This window comes from Thermodesulfatator atlanticus DSM 21156 (assembly GCF_000421585.1).
Taxonomy (GTDB): domain Bacteria; phylum Desulfobacterota; class Thermodesulfobacteria; order Thermodesulfobacteriales; family Thermodesulfatatoraceae; genus Thermodesulfatator; species Thermodesulfatator atlanticus.
The window spans coordinates 57,324-70,975 of record NZ_ATXH01000007.1 but is presented as its reverse complement, the minus strand read 5'-3'; the positions used below and the strand labels follow the sequence as shown (position 1 = coordinate 70,975).

The 13,652-nt window shown below is 44.7% G+C and carries 9 protein-coding genes; 7 read left to right on the top strand and 2 right to left on the bottom strand.

Going from position 1 to position 13,652, the window contains the following annotated elements; genetic code table 11:
• The first annotated feature begins 6 nt into the window (after positions 1 to 6).
• Positions 7 to 240: an FmdB family zinc ribbon protein gene (locus tag H528_RS0104360; RefSeq protein WP_022853126.1), complete on the top strand. Its 234-nt coding sequence runs from the start codon at positions 7 to 9 to the stop codon at positions 238 to 240.
• Positions 241 to 292: 52 nt separating this feature from the next.
• On the opposite strand, the gene H528_RS12625 is transcribed toward H528_RS0104360, so the two are convergent.
• Both H528_RS12625 and H528_RS0104350 read right to left on the bottom strand, forming a co-directional pair.
• A complete protein-coding gene (locus tag H528_RS12625; protein ID WP_022853125.1) occupies positions 293 to 2,965 on the bottom strand; it encodes a DUF5689 domain-containing protein in 2,673 nt (890 codons plus the stop codon).
• Between the two features lie 189 nt (positions 2,966 to 3,154).
• The gene (locus tag H528_RS0104350; protein ID WP_033396241.1) at positions 3,155 to 3,901 is read right to left on the bottom strand and encodes a tRNA lysidine(34) synthetase; all 747 of its coding nucleotides are present in this window, start codon (positions 3,899 to 3,901) and stop codon (positions 3,155 to 3,157) included.
• Positions 3,902 to 4,239: 338 nt separating this feature from the next.
• Here H528_RS0104350 and H528_RS0104345 point away from each other — a divergent pair, with 338 nt between their 5' ends.
• The 6 genes from H528_RS0104345 (at position 4,240) to bamA (ending at position 13,638) form a co-directional block, all read left to right on the top strand.
• On the top strand, positions 4,240 to 5,787 hold the full coding sequence (locus H528_RS0104345; protein WP_022853123.1) for an ATP-binding protein: 1,548 nt from the start codon (positions 4,240 to 4,242) through the stop codon (positions 5,785 to 5,787).
• 72 nt (positions 5,788 to 5,859) lie between these two features.
• Positions 5,860 to 7,374, top strand: coding sequence for a UvrD-helicase domain-containing protein (locus H528_RS0104340; protein ID WP_022853122.1), 1,515 nt, complete (start codon positions 5,860 to 5,862; stop codon positions 7,372 to 7,374).
• Between the two features lie 67 nt (positions 7,375 to 7,441).
• Positions 7,442 to 8,935, top strand: coding sequence for a lysine--tRNA ligase (lysS, locus tag H528_RS0104335; RefSeq protein WP_022853121.1), 1,494 nt, complete (start codon positions 7,442 to 7,444; stop codon positions 8,933 to 8,935).
• Positions 8,932 to 10,206: a lipoprotein-releasing ABC transporter permease subunit gene (locus tag H528_RS0104330; protein ID WP_022853120.1), complete on the top strand. Its 1,275-nt coding sequence runs from the start codon at positions 8,932 to 8,934 to the stop codon at positions 10,204 to 10,206. The genes lysS and H528_RS0104330 overlap by 4 nt, the downstream gene beginning before the upstream one ends.
• Positions 10,199 to 10,918 carry an ABC transporter ATP-binding protein gene (locus H528_RS0104325; protein WP_022853119.1) on the top strand — a complete coding sequence of 240 codons (720 nt, stop codon included), beginning with the start codon at positions 10,199 to 10,201 and terminating at the stop codon, positions 10,916 to 10,918. Before H528_RS0104330 ends, H528_RS0104325 begins: the two co-directional genes overlap by 8 nt.
• Positions 10,919 to 11,007: 89 nt before the next feature.
• Positions 11,008 to 13,638: an outer membrane protein assembly factor BamA gene (gene bamA / locus H528_RS12620; RefSeq protein ID WP_169352770.1), complete on the top strand. Its 2,631-nt coding sequence runs from the start codon at positions 11,008 to 11,010 to the stop codon at positions 13,636 to 13,638.
• The last annotated feature ends 14 nt before the right edge of the window (positions 13,639 to 13,652 follow it).

Genomic DNA, 13,652 nt, shown 5'->3' with positions numbered 1-13,652 from the left:
TAAAAAATGCCTATTTACGAATACGAATGCGAAAATTGTGGCCGACATTACGAAGTTTGGCAAAAAATCACCGACGAACCCCTGACTACTTGTGAGGCCTGTAAAGGGAAGTTGCGCAAGCTTGTTAGTCAGAGTTCCTTTGTATTAAAAGGATCGGGCTGGTATGTAACTGACTATGCCAGAAAAGAAAAGAAAGACACTAAAAGCAAAGATACCTCTTCGACTAAGTCTGACAAGTAGTCTATTAGATATGAATAGAGAAAAAGAAGGGGGCTTTTAGCCCCCTTCTTTTTTATTGCGGAATGACTTCCAGGTCTTCTGCATTACGTGGGTAAATTTGTGGTTCAGTGCGATAGTATCCCACTACACCCGTAATGTTTACTTTAGCGCCTTCCCAGACAAGCTCTGAAAGATCAAATCCTGCTTTGCCACAATAGATAGTAAGGTTGCTATTCCCATCAGAAACAACTACTTTCGAACTGGTTACACTTGTTACTTCTACGTTTTCAATTGTTACAAGAGTTCCGTAATTTGCTTCGACATCTTCAATAGTTATTTCTTTGGGTTCAGGAACATTGGTTGTGCCAGCTTTCTGAACGTCTTCGTCTGTGGCCGGAACGATTTCTACCATGCCGTTATATTGGGTTAGCGTTCCTTTTACCTCTAAAATGTCACCTGGAGATATTTCTGGAGCATCAATAGAGCCTAGCCAAAGGGCAATTCCCTGGCTTTCGTCCTGAATGAAAACTAGGTTCCCAAAAACAGCAGTTACGGTACCAGAGACTTTAACGGTCTTGTTTTCAAGAGTTGCGTATTGCTCATAAGCGTCTTTAATCTGGTTGAGTTCGATAACGGAAGGTGTATTTTCGGAATTTTCTACGACTACGATGTCTTCAATACTTCTGGGATAGATTTGAGGTTCATCTCCGTAATATCCTACCACCCCGGTAACGTCTATTTTATCTCCGGTAGTTACGATACCGGTAGGATTAAAGCCGGCCTTACCGCAGTAGATTGTTAGTTGATTATTGCCATCGGAGACGTAGATTTTACTTGAGGTAACAGAAGTTACTTCTACGTTCTTAATTACTACTAAAGTGCCGTAATTGCTGTCTATTTCTGCCAAGGTAATTTCTTTAGGGTCGGGAACACTTTGTGTTCCATCGATAGTTAAATCTTCATCGTTTAGTGGGACAATTTCTACCATGCCATTATACTTGGTTAACCCGCCTTTTACGGTGATTTTGTCTCCAAGCTCTAACGATGGAGCGGTAATTTCGCCAAGCCAAAGGGCAATGCCTTGGGTGTCATCCTGGATAAAGACAAGGTTTCCAAATATGGCGGTTACTACGCCAGAAGTTTTAACGATTTTGTTTTCTAAAGTATCATACTGATCGTAAGCTTGTTTAATGTTTTCTAATTCAACTACGAGGTTTTCCAGATCTACGTGATCATAAATTTCTACGTCTTCCTGGCTTACCAGTTTAAGCTCTTTGGTGCCCTTAAACTGGGTAACCTGTCCTCTTAAGCGTACCTTATCTCCCACCTTGAATTCGGGATGATGACAATCACCAGCCCATACCACGATACTTCCTGTGTCATCTTGAAGAGTTAAAAGATTTCCTGAAGCCATTACCGCGGTAATTACTGCATCAACTTTGACAAAACGTCCGTAGAAGTTTTCGAAATTATAGTCATCGATGATGTCAGCAATTGGCATAATTTTTTCTTCAGAAAACTTGCAGAGCAGGTCTTTACTAAGGGTACTTCCATCTTGAGCCGTAGCAACAATGGTTACGTGGTGTAAATCTCCATCATTTATGGGTACGTTTATGGTTCCAGTTACGTGATACCAGTCGATCTTTGGGGTATCAACTTTTGAAACATTAAAGCAATCTTTAAGGTTGCCGTCTATTTCGTAACAAACACTTGTTATATTTTTCCCTTCGTCATAAATGTTAAATTCAGCGGGAACTTCACCGCTAATAGTTACGTCAACGGGTGCTAGAAGATTAATTTGTTTATCAGAGTCAATTGCCTTATAAAAACGATGCACTTCATGGTCTTTCAAGTAGTAGATAGCATAACCGATAGGGTTACCATCGGGAGTTTTCCCTGTTTGCCACCAGTCGCCACAAACAGCTCCGTCTTGATATTCAGGGATACCGTTTCTGTAAATTACTCTGTTATCGTGGGTATGACCTGCTAATAAGATGATATTATCTTTATAGGGTTCGATTACATTCATGAACTCCTGATAGCTTTCTTCGGTCCAGGAACCAAGAGGTTGGTGATAAGAGATAATGATAAACTTATCTTTGTTTGCTTCTAGGTCAGATTTTAGCCAGTTTAGTTGTTCTTCAGGTAAGCTAACTACTCTGTATCCGGTTTCGGGGAGCTCTTCAGGGTCTATTACCACAAAGTGATAATCACCTTTATCATAAGAGTAATATACCTTTTCCTTACCAATGTCTAGGTACTGAAGGATTAAGCCTTCGTCATAGCGCGGGTCAGCGGTGTCAACGCCGGTTAGTTTTATGCCAGCCCGGTCGTGGTTGCCAGGGGCATAAAGAAAGGCAATGTGGTTATCTACGATAGGATCACGTACGTGTTCTTTGGCCAAGATGAACCAATTTTCGGCGGTGTCTAAATCGCGGTCTTCAGCATGGGCCACAATATCTCCGGTTTGGATAAAAACATCGGGATTGTAGTCTAAAACTTGTTGGACGGCCTTATCGGTGGTTTCAACCGCTGGAATAGTGCCACCAAAAATATCTGCTATTTCCGGGTCAGTGGCCAGGTGTATGTCGGCAAAGTGCAACAGAAATACGCCATTTTCTTGGGTTTCGTTGTCAACAATGACTAAATGACCATTTTCTAACTTTAATTCACAACCAATTAATGTTAAAGACAAAATCAAAATCGAAAGCAAAGACCACAACCATCTTTTCTTTAAAAATTTCATAGTCCCCCTCCTAAAGATTTTTTTTGTTGAGGGCGATTTTTAGCAGGAGCTTGTTAATTAGCCTTTAACAATTTCTGACAAAAGGGTTAAAAGTTGTGGAGAGTTTGGCCAAACATCTCTTTTAAATATCCGGTTGGCTTGCAATACTGACCTCGGCGATTTCGTGCAGGTTTTTGTAGGAAGAGGTGGCTAGAGTTTAGGAAGGTAATCCGGTTTGCAATTAAAAATAGCGTGGAAGATATTGCCTTTAAATTTCGGGTTCTCAGGATAGAGCTTTTCTTCAAGTATTTTTTCCATCTTGGCCCGTCTGGTGTAGGGGCTAAGTGGGCAGGGATTTTTAAAAACCGGTAGAGCTTCTTTTTTAGCAAAGGCAGAGATTAGTTTTTTTTCTACGAAAATAAGCGGCCTTATGATGTAAAGCTCGCCTTTAAACATTTCTTGTTTGGGAAGCATAGTAGCGAGTTCTCCGTGGTAGCACATGTTCAAGAAAAAAGTAACGATGAGGTCGTCTTTGTGGTGTCCAAAAGCGATCTTGTTATATTTTTTTTCTCCCGCTAGGCGAAAGAGATGCTTGCGTCTAAACCAGGAACATACAAAACAGGGGGAGACTTTTTTTTCTTTTGCTTCAAGTGCCATTTGGCCATAGTTGGTAAAGAAAACTTCAAAAGGGACTGCCAATTTTTCACAGTAATCTTTTAAAGCTTTAATTTTTTTTTCGTGGTCTGCTGGCGTATCAAAACCCATATCAAGGTGTACGGCAAAAAGCTCCCAGCGGAAAGGGGTCTTGCGGCGCCATTCTGCCAAAAAGCTTAAAAGCACAAGGCTGTCTTCTCCGCCAGAAAGGCCAAGGAGTACGCGGTCTCCTTCTGCCAAGAGTTCATAGCGATGAATAGCTCTACCGATGAGTCGTTTCAGGCGTGGGTAAAGTTTGGGCATCTTTCGGTTTGGCATAAGGAGCAGGACAAGATTTTGGCACCCCCTGGGTGCCGGTAATATTTCAGAGGCTTACAGGTTGACCCCTCATAAAAGACAAAACTAACCATCCAATAATCAACGCGATAAAAATCCACCAAGCACGCATGGCAAAACTTTACCATTTCAATGGGAAAAAGCTAGTCCAGTTAGAAATTTTTCTTAGAAGTTGCTAATGGGTCAAAGATTAAGCTAATTTGAAAGAAAATCAAAATTTATTACTGGGGCCATTAAACACAAATCCTTGAGGGCCATGTCGGCTAAAAATGCTCTACAAATAAATGTTTTTCAGGAGCAAAATAATGAAAAAGCTTCCCGTGGGCATACAGAGTTTTGTGGAAATCCGCACTGAAGGTTATTACTACGTAGATAAAACTTTCTTTGTAAAAAAACTCGTTGACGAAGGGAAGTATTTTTTCCTTTCTCGTCCCAGGCGTTTCGGGAAGAGCCTTTTTCTTGATACTCTACGCCAGGCTTTCCTGGGTAAGCGCGAGCTTTTCCAAGGGCTTTTCTTAGAGAACAATTGGGACTGGTCCAAGAAATATCCTGTAGTCTATATTTCTTTCGGGGCGGGAGTGATTAGGTCTCGTGATGAGCTTGTGGAGACCTTTTTCTCTATCTTAAGACGCCATGCTGACAAATATCAAATAACTTATCAGGAAAAACTTCCAAACAAGCGCTTCGAAGAACTTATTTTGCGTCTTAATGAAAAATGCAACCAAAAAGTCGTGGTGCTTATCGACGAGTATGATAAACCCATTCTTGATAATATCGACAAACCAGAGCTTGCAAGAGAGATTCGCGAAGAGTTGAAAAACTTCTACTCCGTGCTCAAAGACGCAGACCCTTATCTTAAGTTTTGCTTCCTGACGGGTGTTACCAAGTTTTCCAAGGTTTCGATTTTTTCAGGCCTTAATAACCTGGAAGACATAACCATTTTGCCTGATTACGCTACCATCTGCGGCTACACGCAGGAAGAATTTGAAAACACCTTTGCCGACCGCCTGGAAGGAGTTGATCTTTCCGAGGTACGCCGCTGGTATAACGGCTACTCTTGGCTGGGCGATCCTGTTTACAATCCCTTCGACATTCTGCTCTTTTTGCGAAATTATGAATTCAGACCTTACTGGTTTGAAACCGGCACGCCGACTTTTCTGATAAAGCTTCTTTTGGAAAGAAAATTTCTTGTTCCTGAGCTTGAAGAAGTAGAGGTTGGGGAGGCCCTCCTTGAAAGCTTTGACATAGAAACCATCGAACTTGAGACGGTGCTTTTTCAGACAGGTTATCTCACCATCAAAGAGCTTCGAAAACGAGGCCCTCGGAGGAGATATCTCCTGGGATATCCCAATCTTGAAGTGAAGATGAGTTTTACCGATGCCGTGCTTAATTTTCTCTCAGAAAGATTGTCAGCCAAAGAGCGTTTGATAGACAGGCTTTACGATGCTCTCGAGGCGGAAGATTTTGAGGCTCTAAGAGGCATATTTTACGGTTTTTTTGCAGGGATTCCGCATGATTGGTATCGGAAGACGGAGCTTGCGGGTTACGAGGGCTTTTACGCGAGCATTTTTTACTGTTATTTTGCGGCGCTAGGTTTGGACGTGCGTGTGGAAGAGGCCACGAACCAGGGCCGTCTTGATATGGCGGTAACCTTTGAGGGCCGGTGCTATCTTTTTGAGTTTAAGGTAGTAGAGGATAAGGCCGAAGGGAAAGCCCTTTTGCAACTAAAAGAGAAGCGCTATTGGGAAAAGTATCAGGGCAAGTGCAAGAAGATTTGGCTCATCGGGGTTGAGTTCAGCAAGCGTGAGCGGAACATCGTTTCTTTTGAAGTGGAGGAAATTAAGAAAGCATAAAAGAGACCTTTGCAAACACCTTTTCTTAAAGTCTTGGTGTGTTGTAAAGGTCTCCAAAAGTTTGGATAAAAAATGTCGCTTATCTCTCAGATAGAGCTTGATGAATGCCAGGAAAAAGCGGCCACTGCTCCGGGTAGTGCTTTGGTGATCGCTGGCCCTGGGGCCGGTAAAACCCGCGTGCTTCTTGCCCGGGCGCTTTATCTCTTATCACAAGGTGTCCCCGAAGAGAAAATCTTCCTCATTACCTTTACTTTGAAAACTGCTCATGAACTTAAAGAAAGGCTTAAGGCAAAGGGGCTTAGCCACATAAAAGTTGATACCTTTCACGGGCTTGCCTACGAGCTTTGCCGCCAAAAAGGAATATCGCCCAAACTTGCCAGCGATCAAGAACTTAAAGAAATTTTTAAAGCGCTTTCCCGAAAGTTTAATCTTCCCCTTAAAACCATTGAAAAAAGACTCAACGAAGATCCTGAAATCAAAAAGACATACCGCCAGATGCTTGCCGCCCAGGGGCTCTGGGATTTTTCTTTGCTTCTTGAAGAGGGGGCCAAACACGAGCTAGGAGAGGAAAAAGTCCATCTTTTAGTTGATGAATTTCAAGACTTAAACCAAGAACTCGTTTCGTTTCTTTTAAGTTTCCGTAAAGCAGAGGTCTTTTTAGTAGGGGATCCTGCCCAAGCCATTTACGGGTTCCGCGGAGCAAGGCCCCAGGTAGTAAAAGACTACCTCGTAAAAATCTCGCCTGAGGTCTATTTTTTGGAAAAAAGCTACCGGGTGCCTGAAAAAATACTTACTTTGGCTGAAGAACTCAGGGAGACAGAGGGGTTTCCTCAAAAGAAACTTAAGGCGGCAAGAAGTGGCGGAGAAGTGCTGGGGCTCTCGTTTGCTAATCCTGCCGCGGAGGCAAAGGCCATTGCCAGAGAGGTAGTTGAGCTTCTCGGGGGCATCCAGCTTGAGCAAAGCAAAAGGGGGTATGCACCCTCAGAAATTGCCATTTTGGTACGGGTAAGGGCACTTATTAAACCCCTTAAAGAGGCTTTGGCAAAAGAAGGGATTCCCTTTGAAGTACCCCAAGAAACTTCCTCCGAAGAATTGGAAGAACTTGAAAAGCTAATTTCTTTGGCAAGTAAAGAAAAATCTCTTTTGGCTTTGCGCCAAAAATTTCTTCCCAAAAACGAACTTTTGCTTGAAATTTTGAGGCAAAGCCGAGACGTGCCAGAGCTTTCATTCAAGCTTGGGCTTTTGAAAACCCAGTTAAGCATCAGTTTGAAACGCACAGGGGTCCCTTTGCTTACGGTTCATGAAGCCAAGGGGCTTGAGTTTGAGGTGGTGATTTTGGCAGGTGCGGAAGAGGGCCTTTTGCCTTTTACCCTGCTTGAAGAAGTGGACTTTGCCGAGGAACGCCGCATTACTTATGTTGCCATGACCAGGGCCAAAGAGGCCTTTTATTTCACCTGGGCTAGGGCAGGGCGGTTTGTTTATGGAAAACGTCTCCCTGGAAAGGTTAGCCCCTTTTTGGCGCGTTTCCCTGTGAAAGATAAGTCGTCTCCTAAGCCTAAAAAGGCCCGTCAGCAAAGATTGTTTTAAAGAGTCCTTGTCAGCCCCGTCTAAGGCGTTATGTTTCGCGTGTGAATCCCTTTGGAGGAGGTTTTTGGTGAGTGAGGAGAGTCAAGTATTAAAAGCGCGGCGCGAGAAGGCGGAAGATCTTGAATCACAAGGAATCCCCCTTTTTCCAAATGATTTTAAGCCTGAAGACAAAGCCGGCGCCATCAAAGAAATTTTTGAAGCTTATGACAACGAGGCCCTGGAGAAACTAAACGCCACCTTCAAGGTGGCCGGGCGGATGATGGCGCGGCGGGATTTTGGAAAAGCAATGTTTATCCACCTACAAGATGAAACCGGTCGCATCCAGGCCTTCATCAAAAAAGACGAACTCGGAGCCGAAAAATTCAAACTTTTCAAAAAATATTTTGACCTGGGAGATATCGTTGGGGTGGTTGGGCCGCTTTTTAAAACCAAAACAGGAGAACTTACCATCCTTGCCAAAGACGTGGCCTTGGTTACCAAGGCCTTCCGTCCGCTCCCTGAAAAATACCACGGCCTTCAGGACGTGGAACTGCGTTACCGCAGGCGCTACCTTGACCTTATCATGAATGAACGCGTAAAAGAAATTTTTCGCACGCGCACCCACATAGTCCAGTATTTCCGCAACTATTTTGCTACTAACGGGTTTCTTGAGGTAGAAACCCCCATGATGCAAGCCATCCCCGGGGGGGCTACCGCCAGGCCCTTTAAGACTTACCATCACGCCCTTGAGCGGGAGCTTTATTTACGCATTGCTCCAGAGCTTTATTTAAAAAGGCTTTTGGTGGGAGGCTTTGAACGGGTATTTGAATTAAACCGCAATTTTCGTAACGAAGGAATTTCTATCCAGCACAATCCTGAATTTACCATGCTTGAATTCTACGAGGCCTACGCCACCTATGAGGACCTTATGACGCGTACCGAGGAGATCTTCGTAGGCCTTTGTAAGGAACTAAAAGGTGACACCAAAATCATCTATCAAGGCCAAGAAATAGATTTTACTCCGCCCTGGCCGCGCATCCCTTTTAAGCAGGCGTTGATAGAAATTGGCGGGGTTTCTGAAGAGGTCCTTGCTGATCGTGAAAAAGTCATTGCGTATGCCAGGGAGCATGAGATCAAGATCGATGAAAGAGAGCCTGTGCTTGCCAAGCTTTGGGCCAAGCTCTTTGACGCCCTGGTGGAACCAAAGCTTGTGCAGCCCACTTTTATCATTGCTTTTCCGGTGGATATTTCTCCGCTTGCCAGGCGTAATGAAAAAGACCCTACGGTGGCGGATCGCTTTGAGCTTTTCATTGCGGGAAGAGAAATTGCCAATGCCTTCTCGGAACTAAACGATCCTCGTGACCAAAGGGCGCGTTTTGAAGAACAAATCAAAAGGCGCCTTAAAGATGATCCTGAAATTCATCCTGAAATAGACGAAGATTTCATCATGGCCCTCGAATACGGGATGCCCCCTGCCGCTGGGGAAGGTATCGGTATCGACCGGGTGGTGATGCTCTTTACCGATGCTCCTTCGATCAGGGAAGTGATTTTATTCCCGCATTTGCGACCAGAGAAAAGATGATAAACCGGTTTGAATGGTATGTTGCCTTAAGGTATCTCCTGTCAGGTAAGCGGCACCGCTTTACCTCGTTCATTTCAGGGATGGCAGTGGCAGGGGTTGCCATTGGTGTGTGCGCTTTGATCGTGGTTATTTCCGTTATGGCCGGTTTTCAAAAAGAACTTCGCGAAAGACTCCTTGGCATTAACTCACACATCATTGTCCAGCGCTTAGGTGGCCCCATTACAAACTATGAAGAAGTCTCGCGAAAGATAGAAAAATTGCACTTAAAAAAACAGGGGCTTGCCTATTTGTTGGGGCGTTTAAAAGGAGACGCTCAGGTCAAGGTCGAAGAAATCTTGCCAACAGTTATCCTCCAGGGGCTTCTTTCTTCAGGGGCCGGGCAGGCAGGGGTTATTTTACGGGGGATCCCTGGGGCGCAGGCAGCCAAAACCTTTAAGAAACTAAAGCTTAAACAGGGAAGTTTTCTTGATCTTCAAGATGATAAGCCGGTGATAATTTTGGGCTGGCGCCTTGCCAAAAACTTGGGTGTTTCTCCTGGAGACAAAGTCACTCTTTTGCTCCCTCAGGGGCGGGCCACTGTTCTTGGTATTCTTCCAAGGCTTAAAACGCTTACCGTGGTGGGGATTTTTGAAACTGGGCTTTATGATTTTGACGCCTCGCTTGGGTTTTTGCCCCTTGGACTTTCCCAAAGGCTGGCAGACATAAAAGGCGTTTCAAACCTTGAAATACGTATCAGTGATCCCTTTTATGCCGGAGAATTTGCCCAGTTAATTGCCAAAAAACTTGGTTTCCCTTACTGGGTGGTTGATTGGCGCACCATGAATGCCAATCTCTTTTCTGCCTTAAAACTTGAGAAAGCCGCCATGTTTGTCATCTTAACCCTCATCATTGTGGTAGCGGCTTTCAACATTGTGGCCGCTCTCATCATGCTTGTTGGCGAGAAAAAGGCAGATATTGCTATTTTAAAGACCATGGGGGCTTCAGACCGCTCGATATTGCGCATTTTTATGCTTACGGGTTTTTTACTTGGGGCTTCGGGAGTTCTTTGCGGGGTAAGCCTTGGGCTTTTTCTCTGCTTTGTAATTTCGCGCTATCCCATTATCCATCTGCCAAGTGACGTTTATTACGTTGATAGGCTTCCCGTGCTGGTAGAAGGTTTTGACGTCACCCTTATTGCCCTTTGCGCCATCCTTCTCGCCTTGCTGGCTACGATTTATCCTGCGCGACAGGCAGCCAAACTCCCTCCCGCAGAGGTCCTACGCTATGGCTAAGTGGGCTATTGAAGGCGTAAACCTTTGTAAGTCATACGGCAAAGGGGAGCAGAGGGTCGAGGTGCTTAAAGGGGCAAACATTGCCATTTCTCCAGGGGAGCGGGTGGCCATTGTAGGGGCCTCAGGAGTTGGCAAAACCACTTTGCTTCATATCTTGGGGACCCTTGATAAACCAGAAAAAGGCAAAGTTTTTCATTTTGGTCAGGATGTTTTCGCCTTAAAAGACGAAGAGCTTTCACGTTTTCGCAACCGAAAAATCGGCTTTGTGTTTCAGTTTCATCACCTTTTGCCAGAGTTTAACGCTCTTGAAAATGTGATGCTCCCTGCGCTTATAGCAGGTAAGTCTTTAAAAGAAGCAGAGAGAGCAGCCAAAGAAGTCCTGGCAGGGGTGGGGCTTTCCCACCGGCTTTCTCACCGTACTTCTGAGCTCTCAGGGGGTGAAAGACAAAGAGTGGCTATTGCACGGGCCCTGGTGCTAAATCCTCCGGTGCTTCTTGCGGATGAGCCCACAGGCAATCTTGATGTCAAAACTGCAGATGATGTGGTAAACCTTCTTTTGCACATTAACGAAACATATGCTACTACCCTGGTGATTGTAACACACAACCCCGCACTGGCGGCAAAAATGCAGCGTGTTTTTGGCTTAAGCCAGGGAAAAGTTATCGAATTACCAAAGGATGAACCATGGCCTTGGAAAGTATCAAAAAAATAGTTTTTGAGACCTTTGCAAAACGGATCCCATGCGGTTGGCTTCCAACACTGATCTTGCCAATTTTGCAAAGATCTCTTTTTATGTCATGTTTGCTGGTATTGGTTTTGGGGCTAAATGCTTTTGCAGCCAAAGAAAAAATTTTTCTCTTCCCTCTTAAAGTAAACGCCCCGCAGGAAAAAGTCTCTAAGCTTTCCGTGTTGAATTTTCTCCTTGCTAAAGACTTAGAGGAAAAAGGCATAGCAATTCTCTCTCAAGAAGAAGCAAAAAAGATATTAGAAGCCGCGAAAGAACCATCTTCTAAGCTTGCCCAAAAGATATGCCAGCAATTTGCCCCGAAGGCGGTTATCTGGGGTTCAGTTAACGCTTTTACTGAAGAAGTAAGCCTTGATCTCACGGTCTTTGATTGTGAGGGAGCCTACCCTAGGCGAGTTTACCTGGTTGGGAAGCTCTCTCTCTTAACCGAACTTGCCCGTGAGGCTACCGCTCGCGTTTTGCAAGAGGCGCGCGTTCAGGATGTAGTGGCTGAGGTGAAAATAAAGGGGAACGTGCGCATGGATGCTGATGCTATTTATCCGGTGCTCACCCTTAAGGCCGGTGATGTGTTTGATCCTGCTAAAGTGCGCCAGGATATAAAAAATATTTACAAGCTGGGATATTTCGATGACGTGCGTGTTGATGTGCAAAAGACCAAAGAAGGCCTGGTGGTTACTTATATCGTGCGCGAAAAGCCGGTGGTCAAACGCATTGTCTATCAGGGAAACAAGGCCATTAAAGAAAAAGACCTTAAGAAGATCACCGAACTTAAGCCTTACACCATCCTTAATTTGCAAAAAATTAACGAAGCTGCCGAAAGGATCCGGCTTCTTTACAAAGAACAGGGCTACTACAACACCAAAGTTGAACCACAGGTTAAGATGCTTAACCCGCGAGAGGCCAAAGTTATCTTCAAGATAAAAGAAGGAAAAAAGGTCTTTATCAAACGCATCAACTTCGAAGGAAATAAGGCTTTTTCTGACGATGACCTTAAAAAGCTCCTTGAAATTAGTGAAAAGGGGCATTTTTCCTGGCTAAAAAAGATAAAAACCTTTTTTACTGGAGGCGTGGCACCAGGGGTATATAGCTACGGTGGTCTTTATCGTAGCCTCGCCAAGATAGTCACCTTTTATCAGAATCAGGGCTATATGGATGTGCGTGTGGATGAGCCTCGTGTTGAGCGGCACGGAAATTGGGTCTATATCACCATCCCTATTGAAGAAGGCCCCCGCTACAAGATAGGAAAAGTTGATATAGAACAGGACCTTTTCAAGAACAAGGATTATATCCTCAAAAAGCTTGAAACTCCTAAAAAGAAATATTTTAGCCGTGAGGCCTTACGTCGTGATATCTTAACGATAACCGATCTTTTTGCAGACAAAGGTTACGCCTACGCCCAGGTTGACCCTATCATCAAAAAAGACCCTCAAAAACACGTGGTAAACATCACTTTCAAAGTTGATAAAGGCCCTCTGGTTTACGTGAACCGCATAGAAATTACCGGGAACACCCGCACCCGCGATAAGGTTATCAGGCGGGAACTCCTGGTAGTTGAGCAGCGCCCTTTTAGCTCTACCAGATTAAGAAAGAGTGAAAACCGCCTGCGACGCCTGGGTTATTTCGAAGACGTGAGTGTTTCCACGGAAAAAGGCGTAAGAGAAGATCAGATGGACATTCACGTTAAAGTAAAAGAGCAGCCCACCGGCACTTTTAGCATTGGGGCGGGATATTCTTCAGTGGATAAACTGCTTTTTATGGCAGAGATTTCTCAGCGCAATTTTCTAGGAAAAGGCCAGACCCTTGCGCTTCAAGGATATTTTGGAGCACGCACCACCCGGTACAACTTTTCCTTTACAGAACCGTATTTTATGGATACCAGGCTTTCCCTTTCGCTTAATCTCTATGATTGGACGCGGGAATACGAGGACTACACCCGCGAAAGTCAGGGATTTGGCATTCGCTTTGGTTACCTCTGGCGGCCTGAGATTAGATTTTACTTTGGTTATCGTTATGACGACTCTAACCTTACCGATTATTACTATTACGCCTCGCCTATCATTCGTGAGTCAGCTGACATACACGTAACAAGCTCCATTGAACTGGGAGTTTCTCGTGATACGCGGAATCACTTTTTTGATCCTTCTCGTGGGTCGCTTCTTTCTCTTTCATATGAACATGCTGGTGGACCCTTAGGCGGTGATAGTGCTTACGATAAGATAACAGCCACGGCCAGCTACTTTCATCCGCTATTCTGGGATGTTGTAGGCCACGTGCGGGTGGGGACTGGTTACGTAAGCCAGGCCAAAGGTGGCAAGCTTCCTGTTTTTGAGAAGTTTTACCTGGGTGGCCTAGACTCAGTACGTGGCTATCGCTACGGTGATATCAGCCCTATTGATCCCAGCACCGGTGAGCGCATTGGTGGCAACAGGATGTTTTTCGTGCAAAACGAGCTTATTTTCCCGTTGGTTAAAAACATGGGGCTCAAAGGAGTTCTTTTCTTTGATATGGGTAACGTGTGGGAACAGTCAGAAGGGTTTCGTTTCTCTGATGTGCGTAAATCTGTAGGGTTTGGTCTCCGGTGGCTTTCTCCTATGGGGCCTTTGCGCATAGAATGGGGTTTCAATATCGACACCAAGCCAGGAGAAGAGAAAAGCAACTGGAATTTCCGTATTGGCGGCGTCTTCTAACCTTTGGTACTCAT

Excerpts from the sequence above, each read along its gene's own strand:
- H528_RS0104360 (WP_022853126.1), top strand. The coding sequence starts at position 7 with ATGCCTATTTACGAATACGAATGCGAAAATTGTGGCCGACATTACGAA.
- H528_RS0104330 (WP_022853120.1), top strand. The coding sequence starts at position 8,932 with ATGATAAACCGGTTTGAATGGTATGTTGCCTTAAGGTATCTCCTGTCA.
- H528_RS0104345 (WP_022853123.1), top strand. The coding sequence starts at position 4,240 with ATGAAAAAGCTTCCCGTGGGCATACAGAGTTTTGTGGAAATCCGCACT.
- H528_RS12625 (WP_022853125.1), bottom strand. The coding sequence starts at position 2,965 with ATGAAATTTTTAAAGAAAAGATGGTTGTGGTCTTTGCTTTCGATTTTG.
- H528_RS0104340 (WP_022853122.1), top strand. The coding sequence starts at position 5,860 with ATGTCGCTTATCTCTCAGATAGAGCTTGATGAATGCCAGGAAAAAGCG.
- H528_RS0104325 (WP_022853119.1), top strand. The coding sequence starts at position 10,199 with ATGGCTAAGTGGGCTATTGAAGGCGTAAACCTTTGTAAGTCATACGGC.
- H528_RS0104350 (WP_033396241.1), bottom strand. The coding sequence starts at position 3,901 with ATGCCCAAACTTTACCCACGCCTGAAACGACTCATCGGTAGAGCTATT.